Here is a 21,786-nt window from a genome sequence, read left to right on the forward strand (position 1 = left end):
TCAATAAACGACTAAATGATCAACACTATGAAGGGCATCACTCTGATACTATTTATGTTTATGTGCACAGCTGTATATGCGCAAAAGCCAGGCAAGCTGACAAGCGGCGAGATGAAGTATAGCGCCGCAGATTCAATAGTTACGGACACTGAAAACAATACTATCCATTTATATGGAAAGGCATCTTTTCAGGACAACAACGTCAGCTTCCAGGCGGACAATATACTGATTGATAAGAGGTCTAATAAGATAATTGGTACAGGCCTAATTGTAGTGACATCTGCCCAAGCTGTTAAAAGTCACGCAGATGCAAAAAATAGAATTCTGAGATATACCATTGGCGAACGGGTGGTTACTATCGAGTAGCCTTAGTATTTGCATTAGTTATGGATTACCAGGATCTTTCCAAAATTCACACTCAGATCTCTGATATGTTCAGGTGGCCTGAAACTCCATCTCAATGGAAGCAATATCGCCTTTCACCTGAGCAGGTTAATAGTTATAAAGAGCTCGGGTACGCTAGTGACATTAAGTTTCTTAACGGTGAGCAGGTTGATTTTCTAAATGAAGAACTAAGCGGATTGATTGATCCGCAACACCCTGGAAACTCCTTGTTCCATGAATACAATTCGAACGAATCTCATGATCCCAATGTGGTTCTGTTCCACGCCCTCGGGGCATGGCGGGTAACAACTGGCTTTCACGATGTACTATGGAATCCGGCATTCGTGATGGCTGCTTCTCAGTTATTGGGAGATAAAGCTGTTCGTTTCTGGCATGACCAGCTTTTCTACAAACCCGCCTTACATGGAGGCGTAGTGGCCTGGCACCAGGATTACTCTTACTGGACGCGCACAATTCCGATGCACCACCTTACCTGCTGGGTAGGGCTCGACGATGCAACAATAAATAATGGCTGCCTTTATTACGTTCCGGGAAGCCATCGCTGGGGACTCCTGGATAAGCCAGATCTGGCTGGTGATATGGATGGTTTGATGCAATATCTTACCGATCAGCAGAAGGAGGAGTTCCTGCCTGTGCCTATCGAACTCAAGAGGGGCCACGGAACTTTTCATCACCCGCTGTTGGTTCATGGATCTTATGAAAACCGGTCGAAGCGAATGAGGCGAGCATTTGTGCTGAATGTATTCTCTGACGGCACCCTTTCCGACACGGATAATGAACTTATGCAGGGAGCTACACCTATCCCGAAAGGGCAAAAAATGAGCGGTCAGTTCCACCCGCTGCTTTTTGATCCATCATTAGCTGGCGTCTAAGAACAATTAAATGATGAGAATTTCCTATTTCTGCACCACCTGGGGCCAGAAGAACGAAAGCTGGGATGCATTTTTCCGAAAGGTAAAGGACGCTGGATATGACGGAGTGGAAACCAGTCTGCCGCCGACAGATGAGCAAGAAGATTTCCTTGATAACCTGAGCAAACATCAGCTTTATTTCATCGGTCAGCATTGGGAGACAAGTACGGCTGATTTTGAAGCTCATAAAGCGGAGTATACAGCGCGATTAAAAGCACTAACAGAGCTAAAGCCACTCTTCATTAATTCGCATACTGGTAAAGACCACTTTAACTTTGAGCAAAATGTGGCCTTGCTTCAAATTGCCTCCTGGATATCACACGAAAGTGGAATACCAGTATTTCATGAAACACACCGGGGCAGGTTTGCCTTTGCCGCTCACATTACAAAACCATATCTGGAACTTGCTCATCCAGACCTGACCCTTGATGTATCGCACTGGTGTAATGTAGCTGAGAGCTTGCTCCAGGATCAGACATCGGCGCTCAACGTTGCAATAGATCACACACGCCACATACATGCCCGGGTTGGCTTTGAACAGGGACCACAGGTCCCCGATTTTACCCTGCCGCAATATCAGGCTGCTTTGCAGTTCCATTTCGAATGTTGGGACCGGGTAGTCATCATGAATAAAAACAAAGGGACGGAGCTGCTGCCTATTACAACCGAATTCGGCCCCCCACCTTACATGCAGGTCAATTCTACACTTGATCCTACTGAAAAGCAATGGAAATTAAATACAGATCTGATGAACTTGCTTAAGAAGAGATACATCGCACAGACCTAGGAAATCGCATTAATTTAAACACATCCAGTCAAAATGCGTTTCAATAGAAACGTGTTAGATATGGCTGCCTGGAAAAAACTGTTTAATGATTCTACGTCCATTGTCGAAAATCAATTCGACAACCTCCTTTTTAAATTGCGCAAGCGACTGAAACTTAATGATCCGCTGCAGATTGTCACTTATCGCAGTTACGGAACCGTCAACCGGCTATATATCAAAGGCAGAGTGCTTGAAGACAAAGGAATAGATGCAGCTACTGACCGGGATACCATCTTTCATAACCTGGTAAATATGTACCACAGGTTCCAGAGTGACGAAATTCCGGGAGCCACACTTAAAGTGAATTTCCAGGAGCAGGAGCATACGGTGATCACTGACGAGGAAGGATATTTTATGCTGAACCTTGCTCCTGAAACACCAATTAGCCCGACTTATATGTGGCACGAAATTGATGTGGAGCTTACCGATGCACCTATTGAATTTCAGCCCGGACTAAGCACTCAGGCACAGGTACTAGTTCCGCCCGCTGATGCGGAATACGGGATCATCAGTGATATTGACGATACCATAGTCCACACCAGTGCTACTGATGTGCTGGCTATGTCACGAAAGGTGTTTCTGCATAATGCAAAGACCAGGATGCCTTTTGCCGGGGTATCAGAGTTTTATAAGTCGTTGCAACTGGGGCGTAATGGTAAGCGCAATAACCCTTTCTTCTACGTATCCAGCAGTCCCTGGAACATGTATGATCTGTTGAAGGACTTTCTCGATCTGAACCAGATTCCGGAAGGACCGCTTTTACTCAGGGATTTTGGACTGCAGGATAATAAGTTTATCAGCTCGGGGCATATGGGGCATAAATTTAAGGAGATTGAGAACATCATGCTCACCTACCCGCTGCTCAACTTTGTATTAATTGGGGACAGCGGACAGGAAGATCCAGCCATTTACCGGGAGATCGTTAAAAAGTTCCCGGGAAGAGTTTTGGCAATATATATCAGGGATGTGCAACTGACCGACCGGGAAAAGATTGCAATGGACATATCGGCTGAGTTGAAAGACTTCGTTGAACTGGTAATTGTGGACAATACAGTTGAAGCAGCTGAGCACGCCGCTAAATCAGGTTTGATTTATACTCAAGCCATACCAGAGATCGAGGAAGATAAGAAGAAGGATAAAGGTGAGATTGCCGGCAAAGAGGAGGTTTCCATAACTGGGCCGTAATCACCTCCTTCTTTCCGCAGTCAGGTTTGAAACTGGCAGGTCCACACCCATTCCGGTTATTAAATAATTCAAACAGAGCCTTGACCTTAGTTGAAATGATTACTTCTTGGTAATCTGGGCGTCAGCAATAAGGAGGAAGTTAGCCTTAAGTTTTTCAAACAAGGCTACATTCTTCGAACTGTTAACCAGTATCATATTGTCGGCGCCACTTCTGGTAGTTTGCCCGAAATCGGATAAGGTTAGGTTTTTAGCGAGTTTACTAAGATCAAGGTTGACATTCACATCGTACTTATCGCCTTTAATGGTTAAGGCTGGAGGGGTAAGTGTCAGCTCGTAAGTCTCATTAAATTGAATCTCAATAGGAATTTTTGTTCCGGAAATTTCAGTATAGGTCCCTAATAGCACTAAGGGTTTGTTTGTAGCAGACTCTTTCAGCCTTAACCTAAGTTTGATGTCGCTGTACGTGCCGGTCGGAATAGCCACGCTTCCACTCACCGTTGAGACCTTAAGGATATCGATATTTGACAGTTTCTCAAACTCCACTGCAAATGGGGTATTATCCTTCTTCGCACCAAAGTATATCTGCTGGATATTCACGGTTCCCGACTTCCAGGTTATGCTTCCATTTGAAAGCGGCGCTACCGGGGTTCCACTGGCAGAGGCTGTCGAACTTAGTGAAGCACTAAGGTTTGAAGTTTTAAAATTATAAGTAAGCTCTCCATCGTTAACAGAGTCTTTCTGACAGCCATTTAAAACGGTAGCAAAGAATACTATTAAAACACTTTGTAATGCTTTTTTCATGATTTGATAGTCAAAGGCTTGAACTTATATTTCTAGAGCTGCTTGTACAACATAAGTACAATCAACCCTAAAGATACATTGTATACGGAAGAATTTGTTGTTAGGTTACCCAGTGGGAATTAAATCCTGGGGCTATCTATGAGATGATAATCAAGGTTTTATGTCCGGTTTGTGGCCGTCGCGCGCCGTTATGGCAGCCCATTCATCTTCAAGAATACTCATTTCCATAAGGTTCCAGTATTCGTCGCCATGCCTTTGGATATCCCGTAGCACTCCATCAACAAGAAATCCACATTTTTTGTAGCACTTAATTGCAGGCAGGTTAGAGTCGTAAACACCCAGGCTCATACGATGAAGATGCAGCTCTTCAAACCCAATCTTCATCATTGCTTTGACCATTTGCTCAGCAATGCCTTTCCCTCGTTCGGAATTTGCAACAAGCACCCGCGTAATGCGTGCCGACCTGTTTTCTCTGTTAATTGCTGTTAGCGAAATATGGCCAACTATGCGGCCGCTTTCGGTCTCAGTGGCCTTGTATATAAATGTTGAGGAGTGCTCAAAATCATTCGCATCTTCAATATACCGGTCAAGTTTCTTGGTTGAAAGCGGGAACCTGAACTGAGTGCCAGCCCACTGCACCAGCAATTCCTCATCCTGAACCCAATCAAGTAAAGTCTCAAAATCTGCGCTGGTAAAATATTCTAATTTAATCATATGGAGAGCTGCCTGTCTTTCGGGACTTACTTAATGCTGAGTCTGATAACAGTCTTTGGATGTGTTGGTTTGAGTGCTAATCACTTCAGGTAAAAATGCCGGTTGCCTGCGTATAAATATCGCGACACAGGTCCTGCAAATATTACCATTTTATTTTTTTTCATTGTACCGAACAGTTAATTCATTACCGACTTCATCATTGCTTATAAGTTGGGGTGTTTTTGTGGAATACTTACGGCTCCGGCATCCATAAAATAAAACGACATGGCAGAGTTAACTAACCCATCGAATCAAAATTCACGCGGCACACGGAGTTCCAGCATTCCCAGAGTAGACCTGACAGCAATGGTCGAACGAGCGGGGTGTTGGATGAAACAGGAAAAGGTTTAATTCTTCTGATTAAACCGAGCGACAAATCTGAATACGGTGATCTGGTAAATATCCTGGATGAAGTATCTCTAACTAAAGTGTCGACGTATGCGATTGTTGATATCGATAAGGCGGAACTGGATATGATGCGGTCGAAGCAAATATATTGACGGTTTTTATTTTAGGGAGCCTAAGCACGGAAGTGTAATGATAATTACCTTTGAATAGTGGAAACTGTGGAAGCATAGTCCGCCGGGCACCCAAATGAATTCTATGAAGTCTGTTTCGAACCTAATTATTTACAGCGCATTCCTCTTTCTGATTTTACCTCCACGCGCATTTTCTCAGAGGAAGACAATTAACATTTTTAAAATTAATAATAGCCAGCAGCTGATCGACTATTTCCGGTACACAGGAAACGACCTGCCGATAGTGAGCGGGCACCGGGGCGGTAACACGAAAGGGTATCCTGAGAATTGCATTCCTACCCTTGAAAATACATTGAAATATACTCCGGCATTCTTTGAAATTGATCCTCGTCTTACCAAGGATGGATATGTTGTGCTGATGCATGATGCTACTCTGGACCGTACGACTACCGGCAAGGGTAAAGTTTCCGATTATACTTACGCAGAACTGCAACAGTTCCGGCTTAAGGATCCGGAAGGGAATGTAACCCCTTATGCAATCCCGCTGCTGCTGGATGTGATCAAATGGAGTAAAGGAAAAACAGTTCTTAATCTTGATCACAAAGATGTACCGCTTGAACTGACTGAAAAGATCGTTAAAGAATCAGGAAATGAAGTGATCATGTATACCGTTCACAATCCCGATCAGGCTAAATACTATCTGAAGAGCAATCCGAAGGCCATGTTTTCTGTGCATATCCTCACAAGAAAAGCCTTTGATGACTACGATAAAGCCGGAATTCCATGGCAGAATATGATCGCCTATATCGGTTCGAAGAACAAGCCTGAGAATAAAGAACTACTCGATCTGCTGCATGCAAAGGGAGTAATGTGTATGATCTCGGCTGCGCCCTCTTACGATAAACTTACTGACAATAATGAGCGGGCTTCCAATTATCGCGACACTTTTAAGCAGGGTGCGGATATTCTTGAATCTGACCTGCCAGTTGAAGTAGCCGCAGCAATTAAATCGCTGGATGTAAAGAAGAGCCCAAAACGGAAATACCATTCCACCCTAAAAGTAAAATAGCATCATTCATAGGCATAGGTCCCAGGTAAAATGAGAGCACGATCCTATCGGATGGTGCTCTTTTTTTTTGCCCCAGGGTGTAAGTCTGTTTCTGTTTAACGATAGCGGTTAAACCTCCATTTTTTAGCCCTTGTCTCAACGGCAAATGAACGGCAAATGAACGGCAAATGAACGGCAAATGCAGGACGGACAACTAAGTTAAAATAAACCACATAATGACACAGTACAAATACTCAATGTCAGCCTAAAAGCACCATAAATAACCTCATTCTAAAACCTATCTATAAAAAAGATGTTATCACATCGAATTCATAAAAACCATATGACGGAGAACAGCATGCGATTAGCAATACTAGGGGGTGGCCCGGCAGGATTATTCATGTATAAACGCTTGATAGAATCCGGCAGGAAGGGACTTACCGTCGATATCTTCGAACGGAAGGGCGAGTTAGGCACAGGTATGCCCTACAGCGTGGACGGAGCGAATGAGGAACATATTACCAATGTTTCGGACAATGAAATACCCGAGCTGGTCATGTCTATCGAGGAGTGGGTGAAGATTGTACCCAAAGAAATCCTTGATACATTTTGCATCACTCCGGAAAACTTTAATGAATTTAAGGTTCTGCCAAGATTATTTTTTGGACAGTATCTATCAGCACAGTTTAAGCTTTTGCAGGATAAGGCAAAGGAAGCCGGCATAGTAACACGCCTTCATCTCAATACTAATGTCGCTGATATCATAGACAAACCCCAGGAGGGCATTGTTGCTGTTGAAACAGAAGATGGAAGTATTTTAAGCTTCGACAGGGTGGTGATCTGCACAGGACATAAATGGCCTTTAGTTAATGAAGGTAAAGTAGAGGGATATTTCGATTCTCCCTACCCGCCTTCAAAGCTCCGGCTCAAACTGAATCACCCGGTTGCGATAAAGGGTTCGTCCCTGACAGCAATAGACGCCATCAGGACATTGGCCAGGAATAATGGCGAGTTTATCAAGAATGAAGATGGGAGTATAAGGTTTCAACTGGCAGAGCAAAGCCCGGATTTCAAACTGGTTATGCATTCAATCGACGCGCTCTTACCCGGCATCCGGTTCCATCTGGAGGATACGCATCTTACCAACGACTCATTGCTTACCCCGGAAGAAATTGAGGCACATAAGCAAGCCAATGATGGCTTCTTATCGCTCGACTTTGTGTTTGAGAAGAATTTTAAGGAGATATTCAGAGATAAAGACCCGGAATTCTACGGTAGAATAAAGGATTTGACTCTCGAGGATTTTGTAGCATCCATGATGGATCTGCGGGAACGGCTGGATGCGTTCCAATTGTTTAGAGCAGAATATGCAGAAGCGGAGAAGTCTATCAGGCGTCAGCAATCGGTGTATTGGAAAGAAATGCTGGCGGTATTAAGCTTTGCCATGAATTACCCGGCTAAGTACCTTTCGGCAGAAGATATGCAGAGGCTTACTAAAGTACTGATGCCATTGATCTCTATCGTTATCGCTTTTGTTCCTCAGAGCTCGGCGAAAGAAATGCTGGCTTTGTATGATGCGGGAGTTTTGGAGCTAATTGCAGTTGATAAAGCCAGTGAGGTGGTACCCGAAGCGACGGGCGGGGTAACTTACAAATACACCGACGAAAAAGGCAAAGCCGTTTCTACCCATTACAAGACGTTTGTAAACAGCATTGGTCAGCCACGACTATCCTTTGAGCAGTTTCCTTTTAAAAGTATGATAGAGAATGAGACGATCAGTGAGGCTCATATCCGGTTCAGATCTACGACAGCAGGGAAAATGGCATTAGCAGCAGGCAACGAAGATGTTGTGGTTGATGATCAGGGTAATTGCTATTTAAAGGTGCCAGGTATAACCATTAACGATAATTTCCAGGTAGTAGATAAGTACGGCGTGGCAAACGACAGGATCTTTATCATGGCCGTGCCCTATATCGGGGGCTACAATCCGGACTATTCTGGCCTAGATTTTTGTGAAGAGGCCTCGGCACGGATTATAGAGTATATAAACTGATAGTTCGAGAGGCCGACTGAACGTTTCGGGAGCCAGATCTTGATTCTTGATTCTTGATACTTGATTCTTGATTCAACTTGTATAGCTTTATGTCATGAAACACATTCTGCTGCTGTTAGCCATCTTATCTCCCTTTATCACGCGTTCTCAAAGCAAGCCTAATATCGTCATTTACATTACGGACGACCAGAACCAGGAGGATGTTGGTGCATACGGAAACACCGACGTCCGCACTCCAAATATGGATCAGCTTGCTAAAGAAGGCATGCGATTCAATAAAGCCTATGCGGCTTCTTCAATGTGTTCACCATCCCGGAGTGTGATGTTCACCGGCCTGTATCCGTACCGGAATGGCTCGCAGATGAACCATTTCACCACCCGGCCAGGCATTGGTAACCTGCCGGCATTCTTAAAAGAGGCAGGATACCGTGTTGTAATCGCAGGCAAAACCGATGTATTCCCCTTATCAGCTTTTCCTTTTGAACACATCGGCAAAGAGTTCGGCAAGTACGAGCCAGTTGCAAACCGTACTGACCGCAGGCAGGAAAGTGTGAAGATGATAGAGTCGCATTTTAAGGAGAAACCAGAACAGCCGCTATGCATCATCATCGCCCCATGGCTGCCGCATGTCCCCTGGGTAAAGAACGTAGATTATGATCCAGCGAAGATAAAGCTGCCAGACTACCTTGCTGATACGAAGGAAACGCGTGCAGCAGTTGCATCTTACTATCAGAGTATTACTACTGCAGACAGTCTGCTTGGCGAAGTTATGACGACCGTGGATCGGGCAGGTAAGAAAGATAATACCGCATTCTTCTATTTTGCGGACCAGGGAGCACAGTTTCCAGGGGCTAAATGGACGGTGTATGATAAGGGTCTCAGAGTTCCGTTTATTGTGAGATGGCCGGGTCAGGTGGCAAAAGGAAGTACAAGTGATGCTCTGATTTCCCTTGTAGATCTAACACCGACCCTGGTAGACATGGCGGGACTAAAGCCGAAGACGGGCCTCGATGGAAAGAGTTTTAAGGATGTACTAACGAAAGGGAAGAAAGAACACCACGAGTATATTTTCGCGGAGACATCGGTAGAACCTCATTACTGGTATAACTACACACCTTCACGATCTGTTTTAACCGCTTCGGGACTTCACTACATCCGGAACTATCATCCGGGTCGCAGGTTTATCACCCATATTGATAAGGTAGAGCGCAACATGTTTTACTTTGACTCCTGGGTAGAGTCGGCTTTGAATAATAACAAAAGCAAATTCCTGCTTGACAGGTATAGCTACCGTGAGCCTGAAGAACTATTTAACCTGATTAATGATAAGAATGAGTTTGTTAATCTAAGCGGGGCTCCGGCATCCAGGTCAGATTTGTTAAAGCTTGCCGGCTTATTACAACAGGAGCTGGACCGGCAGGGTGAAAGTGAGGCTTCAATTGTTCATGGACCACTTCCAGACTTTTACGATCGCTCTTATGAGATCAGGCAGAATACCGGAGCGTCTGATCTATCTTTTAACCGCAAAGTTTGGAACCCAGACACACTTTATATCACGGGGTATTTGGATGGTATAGATAAAGGCGGGATAGTGTGCGACTATTTCGGGCAATTCAAAGTTAGCGCCTATCAGAATAAGATTGGGGTAGAGTTTGCTGATGGGAAAGTATTTTACGGTAGCCCATTGGAAGAACCGAGGGGGAACCTGGTGTTCAGGCTTACCAATAAAGGGCAGGTAGAAATTCATTTTAACGGGGCAGCAGTTCTGCAGCAGGATGTGAAGGCCGACTTTACAAAGATAAAAGCAGGATACGTAACTTCCGGCAAGCTGCAGGGCCTGGATGTAAGCGGGAAATACCAGACGTTTGTAGGGAAGATTACAGGCCTGAAATTCTCCATGAATACGTTGTCGAGAGCCCCGCAGCAGTAGCCAGGTCTTCAATATCTATTACTTTTCCTATGCATGTGGAAAACACTTGCTTGGAACGAATACGTGTTAATGGGTAGTTTAGCCTTTATTATTTATAAGCACTTAATGAGAACACTTACAAACAGATTATCGCTGCTGACCTTTATCACGGTTCTGGCATTCGCTACAGCATGTAAACCGAAGAAAATGATTACCCAGGCAGCGCCGGTACCTGTACAAGCACCCGTTGAAGAAGAAAAGCCTAAGCCAGCTCCCGTTGCCGAAACGGATTCAGATGGAGATGGAATTGCCGACTCAAAGGATAATTGTCCGAACAAGGCAGGCTCTGCCGATAACAATGGCTGCCCCGAGGTAGTTGCCCCGGCACCAACTTTTAATTACCAGAATATCCTTTTTGAATTTAACTCAGCAGTGCTAAAAACTTCCTCATACTCTATTCTTGACGAGATAGCCAGAGAGATGAAAAAGTACCCGGACATGAAGTTCAGCCTTAACGGACACTCTTCAGCGGAAGGAACTGAAACCAGGAACCTGACTCTTTCCATTGATCGGGCTACTGCGGTTAAAAGCTACCTGGTTTCGGCCGGCATCAACGGGCGTAATCTGGAAGCAAAAGGTTTTGGTGAGTCCAAGCCCCTTAATACCAACAATACCGAGGCGGCAAGACAGCAAAACAGGCGCGTTGAGATAAAGAAAGATAATTAATCGATTAGGGGCATGAACATAGCAATTATCTCTGGCAGTGCCAGGCCAAAACGGCAATCGCATCAGGTTGCTCTATCGCTTAAAGGCAAGCTTGATTTACTGAAAAAGGATAATTGGCTATGGGACGTGAAAGAAAGTAACTTACCATTACTCGATTATACATTTGACTCGCACCCAGCCCCCGGCGAGGTTCTTAAGGCTTTAAAGCCCAGGCTTGATGCAACAGATGCTTTCGTAATTGTTTCGCCAGAACACAATGCCAGCTATCCCGGAAGTCTCAAGAATAGTATGGACTATTTCTATAAGGAGTATGGGAATAAACCTTTCGGCATCATTAGTGTTTCAGCTGGCGTGCTTGGGGGAATCAATGCGGTAAGAAGTCTCCAGCAATATATTATTAAACTGAATGGGATTGTTTGTCCTCAGTTTCTCATCACCCCAAAGGTTCAGGCTTTATTTAAAGATGGTCAGCTCACCGACGAATCATACGGTACAAGAATGGATCAGTTCGTAGATAACTTCATTCATTTTGCCGATAAAGTTATTTGACCAATTAAGGCGGTTGTTCATTAATTTCATTTTCGCTGTATTTTTTAGACATACAACCTGTACAGATTTGGTATAAACCAAGCTATTGAATTCGATTGCATCAACTGATATTCAGTGGTTTGTCGTAAGAATTGTAACAAATAGCATGTTGATTCTATTAATTAGTAATCTTCATCTAAAATTCATGTTCGTCAATCATTTTTATACTATCAAAAAGTATAAAAGCGATGATGTCACTGGTATTACCTCTCGAAGATGTTCAAGCCATCAGTAAGAAAAGAAGCAGAAAGCTCCGTTTATCTGAAGATATGCTTGTCGTGGGCTTAAAAAACAATGATAGCCTGGCTATGTCCGCTCTCTATCAAATGTATTCTGACTCACTTTATAAAGTTATTTCAACTATAGTAGTAATTGAAGAAGTTGCACAGGACCTTTTGCAGGAAACCTTCATAAAAATCTGGAAGTCGTTTGCAAAGTACGACGCAACTAAAGGTCGCTTATACACCTGGATGGCACGATTAGCCCGTAACCTTTCTATTGATTACCTGAGAAGCTCAAATCATCGGAACGCTACGGTATGCGAAGATCTTTCTGAAGTTGGCCAACAAGTTGATATGACTTTCCAGACAAATTATAACCCAGAGCTGATTGGGGTAAAGGACATGACTAAGATCCTGACTAACGATCAGAAATCAGCACTGGAGCTGGTATACTTTAAAGGGTATACACATGTGCAGGCTGCCGAGGAGCTTAATATCACATTAGGGATTCTACGTTCCAGATTACAGTCGTCTATCAGTGAACTGAGGAAAGTTTACGCTTAAAAGTCAATTACGAGTTTACTTAGTTTAGATTGTTTAGTTTGTAGAAAAGGCCTGGATTCGTTCGGGCCTTTTTGCTGTAGATCAGTCTGGAATGAGAATCAGTTTCCCCAGTTGAGGAAATGAATCCCTCCATAATTCCCCACTTTCGAGGATTATAAGCTTATTTGGGCGATTTGGGGTACTTACAGAGATTGGTCTTGTGTTTGTCTATATGTGTTCAACAGAGAGAAATTAATCTAGAACAAAATAAAACCAAACATGAGGCTTAAAGCAGCTTCATCACAACAAGAAAGACATGAAAAAAGTATTACTAGTAATCGCAATCGTTGCCGTATCAATCATCAGCAACAAATCATTTGCTCAAACTGCAAATGCAAACATCACACTATCTGATGTATTATCATTCTCAGTTAGCCAGCCGGCAGCTCTTGATGTAAACTTCGATACCGAAGCAAAGTATAACAATGGTATTACATCTTTAGCAACCGACCACATCACGGTAATTTCATCAAGAGGTTATGTTGTTAAGGCAATTGCTGGAACAGTAACAGGTACGGCAGCATTGGCACCGGGTTCAGTAAAGTTAACTCCGGCTATCGGTTCAACTAACGCAGGAAACTCTGCAGGTATAACTTACGGATCAGCAGTTACATTACCTGCATCAGGTGGTACAGCTGCAACAGTGATAACTGCTACTAATACTTCATGGAGCGGTGCTAATTCAACAAACAAGTTCAACGTTTCATATCTGATCGGTGCTGGTGGTACTTACGCTGGTAAAGCAACAGGATTGAACGTTATTCCTGTAGTTTACACAGTTACTCAGCAATAATAAAGCATACCCAGGGGAAGCCCTGACGGCGTTGTGACATACAACAGCAATAGAATAATTTATACAAGCCGAAACATCGAAGAAGGAATTGAAATGAGAAACGGGTTATTTTTACTTGTATTCGTCATGCTCTCACTAATAAGTAATGCCATGTTTGCCCAGTCGGTGAACATGGCTATTACTTTGAATGATGCGCTGACCTTTACTGTGAATGAACCTAAATTTCTGCCTGTAGAAGCTGATAAAAATGATAACAGAATACAAGCCGTAGCGAGTGATCAGATCAGTGTTGTAAGTAACAAAGGATATATCGTTAAAGCTATATCCGGGATTCCGAGAGATTCACGAGCCGGCACTGACGGCTTAGTGCAGGTTAGTTCACTTATTGGAACTACGAACAAAGGGAATACGAACGGTTTGATCTTGGAATCAGATGTCGTCTTGCCTCCAGCTGGGGGAACACCGGCAACAGTAATTACGGCGCAGAACACCTCCTGGAACGGTTCTGTCTCCACCAACAAATTCAATATAGCCTATAAGATAGGTAGTCAGTTTGCGTATATCGATAAGAACGCTTCCCCAAGTATAATCCCTGTTATATTTACCGTAATACAACCTTAGCGATAGCGATGGAAGTTATTTTTACTTCTCAGGCTTAGGTTGGTTATTACAATCTTGAGTATCCAATTCCCCAATTGGGCAAGAACATCCCAGTCTTATTAACACGGTTTAACTAAAATAGCCAATCAACGCATTTAAACGCCTTTTTTGTGTTTGGACTCCCTTTTGCCTATTACATACAAGATGACAATCGGCGTACATGGTTAGTACCAATAAAGCACGTATTTATTCGTTATACCGAAGTCTTCTGCAAAAGCATTTTTATATTTACTCTATGAAAAAACTAATCTGCCTTTTATCTCTGATTGCTCTGATCGGTTTTAATACAAACGTGATGGCACAGGCTGGGATGACTGTTAGCCCTGGAAAGCTTTATTACAAGCTTGGACCAGGTGCCTCTGCTACCCAAAAGATTGTCGTAAGCAACCCCAACAACAAAGAATTGGAAATCGGTGTTTCAATGAATGACTGGGATTATGACACTTTAGGAAATAATCAAACATATGATGCGGGAACGTTGAAAAATTCAGGTTCTGCATGGATTCAGGTAATGCCTGGGTCGTATTTCACACTTCAACCCAACGAGAAGCGTGAACTTGATATCATCTTTACAGTACCAAGTGATGCGAACACTTCAATTCCGGTACATACAGCCATGTTGTTTTTAACACAACTGAATCCAGGCGATGCAAAAGCACAGGATGGAACATCCATTAAGGTTAGCGTTCGGATGGGAGTGAAGATCTACCATAGCTTCTCACAAACTGATGAGCGGGATATAGAAGTAGTAAATTTTACGGATATACTTCCTGCAAAAGAAGACAAGGCAACAGGAGGATTTCTTGAACTAAATCTGCAGAATACCGGCAAGACCTGGCTTGAAGGAAAGGTGAAATGGGAGATCCTCAATACTCAAACGGGTGCAAAAACAAAACTGGACGATCAGGACATATTTTCATTGCCAGGTGACAAACGAATTGTCCGTCAGTCGTTACCAGCTAACATTGCAAAGGGAAAGTATACCGCAACAGCAGTAATTAACTATGGCAATAAAGATGAGTTGAAGCTGGTTGAATTGGAGTTTGCGCGATAGATTCAGATGAAGTTTATTCACCATAATTATAACCGCACTTACAGGTTTTTCCTGTCGGGTCTTATTGGAGCTCTGGCATTCTTTGTTTCGATAGGAGCTTCAGGACAAACAGTAGATTTCTATAAAGGTTCTGATTGCACCATTGCAACTTCATCTGATATTAGCACCGGATGTACCGCAACCAATTACATTTTTGTTCAGTATCAGAACTTCCCTCAGGGTGGACTTAATCTGCCTGCAGGCTGGACGCTAAAAGTTCAGGCTAACGGTGATTTTACTAACGGTACAAATGTAATTTCTGCTCAATATGTTTCTATAGGATTTAATTCTGTAGATGGGGGGCCATCTGGCGTAAGCGGAACCGGCAATCAAGCTCTGAGCAAAATCACTCCAGCGACTTTGATAAATACAACCACAGCGCTGCAATCACCACCTCATTACTATTTTGTGCACAAGCTTAACATGACGATCGCAGGTGGCAGTCATTTACTTGCAGGTTCGGGCACTTATAGTACAACACTTACTTTAACATTAGTTGCTCAGAACGGCACGATCGTGGCAACAAACAGCAACGTACCGGTATCTTTTATAGTTAGCTTTAACAATAGCTGTACTGGAGCAACCATAAATTCTTATTTCAGCAATCAACCCGTATTTACAGATTACGCGGCACAGATGGCGGGAAGAACAGTGACAGACGCTGTGAGTATTCAATACGCACCAAATCAGGCCGTCTGTACAGGCTGGAGTTTGAAGGTACGTGCTAACGGTAATTTCATGAACGGAAGTAATTCCGTTCCGGCACAATATTTCGCGCTACGCTTCAACCGGGTAGCGTCGGGCTCACCTACTGCTGCCCAGATAGGAGTTACAAATAATGCTGTAGCTCTGGCCTATTCGGATGTTGCTTTGATAGATCAGTCAGATCAGGGATTTACAGCCTATGCCGGAACAGAGCATAAGTTCGATATGATCATAGCCGGAGGTAACCATTTATTAGTACCCAATGGGACCTACACTGCAAGTTTAACATTTACTCTGTATAACCAAAACAATCAGGTGGTGTCTACAAAAATACAGGATGTGTCGTTTCAGATTAATTCCAGTACTAATAGCTACACCGTTGTTCTGCAGAATTCATCTAATGTGGTGAACATGGTTTTTAATACACTCGCTAACTACCAGAGTGGAGTATCAGTTTCAAAAGCACGAGGCTTAAAAGTGACCGGTTACAGCGGATACCAGATCCTTATCAAGACGAGCGGCTCAAATCTTGAGAATGAAAATGATGAAACTATCCCGGTAGGAGCAGTTAACGTTGAAACTACTAAGTTCACTTCTACAAATGGAGCGGCTATAAATGTATATACACGAGCCTTATCAACGGCAGACCAGATAATAATCAATAATCCTGTGTCTCACCCGAGCCATCAGGTTGTTGAATACAACTTGAGATACTATACCGCGGCAGCAGATTCGCGGCTTTTAAACAAGTCAGGTACGTTTAACACTACAGTTCTCTTTATTGCTATCCCACGCTAATCATTTTCGGGTGGATCTATTCAGGGTTACAGATTGAAAACGGAATCGAAATATATCAAAATGTCAGAACGGATCAGGCCTGCTTTCAGAAAACTGACATCCGTCCTCATAGTTCTGCTTTTTTTTGCTTCATTCAATGGATATGCGCAAGATTCGCTGCTTGTATTCCAGCCTTCAGTATCAACGGTAAACGCGTCGAATGAGGATCTAATCGACCTGACCGTTAAAATAGTCAACAAACGAAATGTTTCGGTTTCTGGGCTAGTAGATGTAAATATTCCATCTACGATCAATTTAATTAGCAAGAATAAAGTCGCAATAACGTTATCTCCCGGGGATAGTACCTTTATTCCGGTTAAAATATTTGTGACTAAGCGGGCAGCATCCGGCAAGGATCATCTTGTCCGTTTTTTACTGGCTGAACCATCCAATAATATTCTGGCTACAGCAGAAACCAAACTGCGGGTCTCGATCAAAAGGAATGTCAATATGTTTGCCCTTGTGTCAAGTATTCTTCTTGATCCGGCGAGTGATTCCATTAAAATTCCTATTCGAATAACTAACCCGGGGAATACTCCACAAAAGGTTACGCTGATAAACCGGTATCCGTCAATATTTCAGGACGACGCGTTTCATACCACAATGCAATTCGTCATTCAGCCAACGGCTGATACCTTGATAACATTTGTTAAGCCAGTGATCAAGAAGATGTTGAATTCTGAAGGATTTGACGTGACATTCAGTGGACTGTATGATAACGGCGATATATTTGGTATGGCATATGTGAAGGTTCAGAGTGCGCGTAATGAACGTGCTTTCCGGGATGAATCGTTGAGTGATTCATATAACCTTAACAGCATTACCCTAAGTTCTCAAAGCATGTTCTCTCCAAATCAGTCGTACTTGATAACAGGACGCGGTAACCTGGAACTGCAAAAGGGAATGCTCGGTTATAATCTGGATCTGACAACTTGGAAGAATTCTTATTCCCCACCAATGGCCCGAAGTACTTACCTTACCTATAATAATGACAAATTTGGATTTGCTGCTGGAAATATAAATAAGAATTTGGATATCAATTTGAGCGGAAGGGGCGCAAGTTTTTCTGTTACAGATACCGCTTCAGATAACGCATATGAGGTCGGATTTATAGATGGTAACTCCAACCTTCTTGGAAATAAGTCAAATACATTCTTCCCTGTTGGTAATGCCGGCTGGGGCACTTTTACACATACCGCTAAGAACTGGGAACTTGCTTCGTCAGCAATTTATGAGGTTAATCCAATCCTTAATACTAGGAGCGCGATTCTGGGGAATAACTTTACGTTGACTAAATACAAAGGGCTACGGGCGATGGCTTCCTTAAGCGGCGGTTACACTACTGAATTTGAGAATGGTAATAAAACAGAACCAAGTTTTGCTGGAGGTTTACTAATAAACGGTACAATAAAAAAGTTGGTAATTAATAGCCAGAATTATTACAGTTCGGGATATTATCCCGGAATGAGGAGAGGAGCCTTATCATTTAATGAACGGATCACCTGGCTGCGCGAAGGTTCCAATATCTGGGCTGGAGTAGATTATAACCATTATGCTCCTAAAACCCTGTCTAGCTTCCAATCATTCCTGCCGGTATTTAGCACAACCCGCGCAGAACTTGGGATGTCCGGTACCATCTTTAAAAAGCTAAATGTTTCTATCGCACCGGTGTACACCAGGGAAACGAACAACTCTTTTAGATTCCAGAACCTTCCGGAAGAACAGCATTCGCTTATGGCCTGGAATGTGAATAACTCATTTAATTATCCGATTTCGAGCAGCCAGTATTTGTCGATTAACACAGAAACAGGGTTTTACAGTTCGACCTTTGACCCGTCGCAGCGTTTCCATTTCCGTTCCAACCTGAACTACAGAAAGGGAATGTTCAATTTGAGTTCCACAGTGCAGATGGGAACTTTCTATATTGGCGAAGCTGCAAATAATTTCCTGCGGAACGTAAGTTCACCCAGGTTGATCAATATTATCCCATCATTCCAAAAAAGCTTTCTAAGAAATAAGTTAAGGACTGAGACCGGCCTCGCTTTTATAAATAGTAGCGCGTTTGGGAATAACTTTTATTTAACGGGAAGAGCGGAATACGATTTCAAGCCAAAAACAGCTGTCTATTCTTCGATTAATCATAACAGGTACGGGGATTATAACCTGAGTATTCTGGAAATGGGAATCACGCAGAAACTATCTCTCCCAAAGGTTGGTGCAAAAATCAGTGATTTAGAAGTTTTTGTTTTTCAGGACGCGAATCAAAATAATGTATTTGATGAAGGTGACACCAAGGCTGTAGGGCATCTGTTATATATAAATAATGTAGCTTTCATTACCAGTTCTAACGGGATTGTTGATTATAAAAAACTTCCATATGAGGCATATAGAATATCGCTTACCAATACAAAAGGATGGTATGCTCCCGACCAAAATGTAAAACTGGATGAGAAAAAAGAACGGGTTGAGATTGCATTGAAACGTACAGGTACGTTAAGGGGTACCTTAAGTTTTGTGTTTAACGAATTCAGCTACGAAATCAATCGTAACCTCCAGGGAATTACGGTTGTTGCCAATGGTGAAAATAACGTTAAGCATATAACAAAGACAAATGCTGAAGGCCAATATATTTTCTATTTACCTATCGGCCAATATTCTATAAGTGTTGATAGTGGCAATCTACCTCCAGAAGTGGAAGTGGAGAAGACTCCGGACACGTTTAGACTAACTGCTGAAAGTCCTCAAACCGTCAATGTGAAACTGCTCGTCAAAGCACGGAAAATTCAGACGAAGAAATTTACCTCTCCTAACGTAGCGCCGCGTAACTAGCTTTAAGTCTGATTAAATCCTGTCTGGCATAACGCAATGGCGCGTTTAATGCGGTTACTTCTCAATATTCTTACCTCCTATAACTGTTTTCAAGGACTTTAAATTTAATCGCAACCTTTTGCTATTTGGATCGTATAAATATATATTTCTATATTTAGTCATATTGTTACGTCCATGAAGGCAATAATTCTTTGCATTTTTACGTTGTTACTGGTTACTGTCGCCAAGGCGCAGTCATCAACTGCATCGTTGAACATAACGCTGACGGACGTTCAGAGCGTTACTTTTAATAATCTTGCTTTAAATGAAGTGGTTTCAGAAAATCAAGGAACTCCACAAAGTGGCCCACTTCAGATGTTAAGTCAATCGGCATCCCAGGTAAAAAAGATTGCCTCGAATCATTCAGAATATCAAAGGTTGTACAAAGAGTTTTACTCCAATAAAACTGCTGTTGGCTCACGGTCTTTAGAAAAGGGTTCTTATCGAATCGCTGCTACAAATACTCCAAACTCCGGTGCGAAGCACATGAACACCTCCAATCTGGTTATATATCAGATCGACCCTCGTTAACCTAACGCGTAAAGGACGCGTGTCCAATTTCCGTCAACTTTTCTAACGGATCGCGAATGTTACTTTTAGAGGGGTAGTTTTATCTGAAAAAGATTTTATCTTTTCATTTTATTAAGCTCGTTTAAAATGTCTAGTGTTCTGCGTTTTAGTTTAGTCTTTTGTTTCTTTTTAAGTGTAATGGGCATCGTCAATGCTCAAAGTAAACCCAGGTTCAGGGTAATAGCTTTTTATACAGGAAAAAATGATCAAGCCCATATTAGCTATGTAAAGGAAGCGTTGAAATGGTTTCCAGAGACAGCGTCAAAAAATAACTTCTCATTCGAAGCTACAACTGACTGGAATAGCATGAATGATGCATTTCTGGCGAATTACCAGGTTGTGCTTTTCCTGGATACCCGCCCTGAAAAACCAGAACACCGTGCTGCCTTTCAAAAATTCATGGAAAATGGAGGTGCTTGGATGGGCTTTCATTTTGCAGCCTTTGCTTTGACTCCTTCTGCATATCCCCAAAATTGGGATTGGTATCATAATACATTCCTCGGGTCAGGCCAGTATGGTAGCAATACCTGGAGGCCGACTTCAGCTATCTTAAAGGTTGAAGATAAAAACCACCCAACCACAAAGGGGCTTGGTAAAACGTTTAATGCGTCCCCAAATGAATGGTATCGCTGGAAAAATGACCTCAAAGCAAACCCGAATATTAAAATTCTGCTTTCCATTGACCCCGCAAGTTTTCCATTGGGTACTGGTCCGAAGCCGCACGAGATCTGGCACGAAGGTTACTATCCTGTAGTTTGGACAAATACAAAGTATAAAATGCTTTACGTGAATATGGGCCATAATGACATTGACTACGAACGTAAAGTTGATAATACCAATAGTACTTTATCCTTTACTTTTGCAAATGAAAATCAGAATCGGTTGATCACTAACGCCCTGTTGTGGTTAGGGTCTAAGAAAAAATAGAATTATGTTTTGAGATCAGATTGTAGTGCTATGAGAATTTGGGCGGGTATTTTTCTTCTTTTCATGCCATTCGTTTTACTGGCACAGGAGGTCGTGTCCATTAAGGAAGGTAAAGCTTACAATCAAGATGAATTAGCCCCATTTCTGCATAAACTAACTAAGTCCAATGATTTTGTGATTTCCTACCGGATGCAGTTTACAGACAAACCAACTGAAAAGTCGGATTATTTCATTTTGGCAAAAAACGATAGCAATCTGGCAGCCTTCAGTTACATTGAAAAAAATCAACAGTTGAAACCGATAAATCTTGCAAATAAGAACCTGCTTTTGGTATGGGATACATTTGTTCAAAATGAGCTTTTTTCGATTAAGAACGAGAAAGATATTCCAAATTTTTGCCTAGAAAAATATCAGATATACAATTCGCATAGCTATGAATTCGTTCTTATTGGTAAGAGGGTTATGAAACGTCTCTTATATTACGATCCCGAATACTACGATAATGTCTGTTATGGCATGGCAGAACGTAGGAAGATAATCAACAGTGTATCTGTCATAAACTACGTTGTGAACAATTAGCTACGCGAAACCTTCTGGTAAAAGGTCCCGTAAACAAACAGGTATTAATCACTTAAATGCTTTTTCAAAAAACATTATTTTTATAAAACAATTTGTTGGGAAACAGGTATTGTATCAGTGTATTACCGAGGTAATATTTCTGACAATGGTGAGGGATATTAATTGAACAATTAAGGCAAATTGCTATTCAACAATTATCTTTTTCTACCAGAACCACCTTCACAAAAATTAATGTCATTGTAATTC

At 42.4% G+C, this 21,786-nt stretch carries 21 protein-coding genes; 19 read left to right on the plus strand and 2 right to left on the minus strand.

The genetic code is table 11. The features are described 5' to 3' along the window. Positions 1 to 27: 27 nt before the first annotated feature. From B5X60_RS14955 to B5X60_RS14970, 4 genes are read left to right on the plus strand one after another with little or no spacing between them, the layout of a single operon-like run. Positions 28 to 366 carry an LptA/OstA family protein gene (locus B5X60_RS14955; RefSeq protein WP_170878470.1) on the plus strand — a complete coding sequence of 113 codons (339 nt, stop codon included), beginning with the start codon at positions 28 to 30 and terminating at the stop codon, positions 364 to 366. 20 nt (positions 367 to 386) lie between these two features. Continuing rightward, complete coding sequence (locus B5X60_RS14960; RefSeq protein ID WP_079703527.1) at positions 387 to 1,277, plus strand: phytanoyl-CoA dioxygenase family protein; 891 nt, start codon at positions 387 to 389, stop codon at positions 1,275 to 1,277. A gap of 10 nt (positions 1,278 to 1,287) precedes the next feature. After that, on the plus strand, positions 1,288 to 2,103 hold the full coding sequence (locus B5X60_RS14965) for a sugar phosphate isomerase/epimerase family protein (protein ID WP_245803537.1): 816 nt from the start codon (positions 1,288 to 1,290) through the stop codon (positions 2,101 to 2,103). A gap of 33 nt (positions 2,104 to 2,136) precedes the next feature. Further along, entirely contained in the window at positions 2,137 to 3,327 is a 1,191-nt protein-coding gene (locus B5X60_RS14970) for an App1 family protein (RefSeq protein ID WP_221406261.1), read from the plus strand. Between the two features lie 99 nt (positions 3,328 to 3,426). On the opposite strand, the gene B5X60_RS14975 is transcribed toward B5X60_RS14970, so the two are convergent. Both B5X60_RS14975 and B5X60_RS14980 read right to left on the minus strand, forming a co-directional pair. Beyond that, positions 3,427 to 4,128 carry a hypothetical protein gene (locus B5X60_RS14975; RefSeq protein WP_079703528.1) on the minus strand — a complete coding sequence of 234 codons (702 nt, stop codon included), beginning with the start codon at positions 4,126 to 4,128 and terminating at the stop codon, positions 3,427 to 3,429. A gap of 150 nt (positions 4,129 to 4,278) precedes the next feature. Then, positions 4,279 to 4,842: a GNAT family N-acetyltransferase gene (locus B5X60_RS14980; RefSeq protein WP_079703529.1), complete on the minus strand. Its 564-nt coding sequence runs from the start codon at positions 4,840 to 4,842 to the stop codon at positions 4,279 to 4,281. A 365-nt stretch (positions 4,843 to 5,207) separates the two neighbouring features. Here B5X60_RS14980 and B5X60_RS18325 point away from each other — a divergent pair, with 365 nt between their 5' ends. The 15 genes from B5X60_RS18325 to B5X60_RS15050 all read left to right on the plus strand — a co-directional run bounded on the left by B5X60_RS18325 (position 5,208) and on the right by B5X60_RS15050 (position 21,540). Further along, positions 5,208 to 5,381, plus strand: coding sequence for a hypothetical protein (locus B5X60_RS18325; RefSeq protein WP_221406262.1), 174 nt, complete (start codon positions 5,208 to 5,210; stop codon positions 5,379 to 5,381). A 103-nt stretch (positions 5,382 to 5,484) separates the two neighbouring features. Then, positions 5,485 to 6,429, plus strand: a complete 945-nt coding sequence (locus tag B5X60_RS14985; protein ID WP_079703530.1) for a glycerophosphodiester phosphodiesterase family protein — start codon at positions 5,485 to 5,487, stop codon at positions 6,427 to 6,429. A 322-nt stretch (positions 6,430 to 6,751) separates the two neighbouring features. Next, complete coding sequence (locus B5X60_RS14990; RefSeq protein WP_079703531.1) at positions 6,752 to 8,461, plus strand: FAD/NAD(P)-binding protein; 1,710 nt, start codon at positions 6,752 to 6,754, stop codon at positions 8,459 to 8,461. Positions 8,462 to 8,555: 94 nt separating this feature from the next. Next, the gene (locus B5X60_RS14995; RefSeq protein ID WP_079703532.1) at positions 8,556 to 10,391 is read left to right on the plus strand and encodes a sulfatase family protein; all 1,836 of its coding nucleotides are present in this window, start codon (positions 8,556 to 8,558) and stop codon (positions 10,389 to 10,391) included. Between the two features lie 105 nt (positions 10,392 to 10,496). Beyond that, positions 10,497 to 11,096, plus strand: a complete 600-nt coding sequence (locus B5X60_RS15000; protein ID WP_079703586.1) for an OmpA family protein — start codon at positions 10,497 to 10,499, stop codon at positions 11,094 to 11,096. 12 nt (positions 11,097 to 11,108) lie between these two features. Further along, positions 11,109 to 11,645, plus strand: a complete 537-nt coding sequence (locus B5X60_RS15005) for an NADPH-dependent FMN reductase (protein WP_079703533.1) — start codon at positions 11,109 to 11,111, stop codon at positions 11,643 to 11,645. A 227-nt stretch (positions 11,646 to 11,872) separates the two neighbouring features. Next, positions 11,873 to 12,469 (plus strand): RNA polymerase sigma factor, encoded by a 597-nt coding sequence (locus tag B5X60_RS15010; RefSeq protein ID WP_245803538.1) that lies wholly within the window; start codon positions 11,873 to 11,875, stop codon positions 12,467 to 12,469. Between the two features lie 295 nt (positions 12,470 to 12,764). Continuing rightward, positions 12,765 to 13,301, plus strand: coding sequence for a hypothetical protein (locus B5X60_RS15015; protein WP_079703535.1), 537 nt, complete (start codon positions 12,765 to 12,767; stop codon positions 13,299 to 13,301). 126 nt (positions 13,302 to 13,427) lie between these two features. Continuing rightward, positions 13,428 to 13,922 carry a hypothetical protein gene (locus tag B5X60_RS15020; RefSeq protein WP_139377498.1) on the plus strand — a complete coding sequence of 165 codons (495 nt, stop codon included), beginning with the start codon at positions 13,428 to 13,430 and terminating at the stop codon, positions 13,920 to 13,922. Positions 13,923 to 14,196: 274 nt separating this feature from the next. Beyond that, a complete protein-coding gene (locus B5X60_RS15025) occupies positions 14,197 to 15,015 on the plus strand; it encodes a fimbrial biogenesis chaperone (RefSeq protein WP_139377499.1) in 819 nt (272 codons plus the stop codon). Between the two features lie 6 nt (positions 15,016 to 15,021). Next, the gene (locus B5X60_RS15030) at positions 15,022 to 16,557 is read left to right on the plus strand and encodes a hypothetical protein (RefSeq protein WP_079703538.1); all 1,536 of its coding nucleotides are present in this window, start codon (positions 15,022 to 15,024) and stop codon (positions 16,555 to 16,557) included. A gap of 60 nt (positions 16,558 to 16,617) precedes the next feature. Next, on the plus strand, positions 16,618 to 19,425 hold the full coding sequence (locus tag B5X60_RS15035; RefSeq protein WP_079703539.1) for a carboxypeptidase-like regulatory domain-containing protein: 2,808 nt from the start codon (positions 16,618 to 16,620) through the stop codon (positions 19,423 to 19,425). Positions 19,426 to 19,599: 174 nt separating this feature from the next. Further along, entirely contained in the window at positions 19,600 to 19,995 is a 396-nt protein-coding gene (locus tag B5X60_RS15040) for a hypothetical protein (RefSeq protein WP_079703540.1), read from the plus strand. 126 nt (positions 19,996 to 20,121) lie between these two features. Next, complete coding sequence (locus B5X60_RS15045) at positions 20,122 to 20,961, plus strand: ThuA domain-containing protein (RefSeq protein ID WP_079703541.1); 840 nt, start codon at positions 20,122 to 20,124, stop codon at positions 20,959 to 20,961. 30 nt (positions 20,962 to 20,991) lie between these two features. Continuing rightward, positions 20,992 to 21,540, plus strand: coding sequence for a hypothetical protein (locus B5X60_RS15050; RefSeq protein ID WP_079703542.1), 549 nt, complete (start codon positions 20,992 to 20,994; stop codon positions 21,538 to 21,540). The last annotated feature ends 246 nt before the right edge of the window (positions 21,541 to 21,786 follow it).

The organism is Daejeonella lutea, assembly GCF_900168015.1.
In the GTDB taxonomy this organism is placed as follows: Bacteria; Bacteroidota; Bacteroidia; order Sphingobacteriales; family Sphingobacteriaceae; genus Daejeonella; species Daejeonella lutea.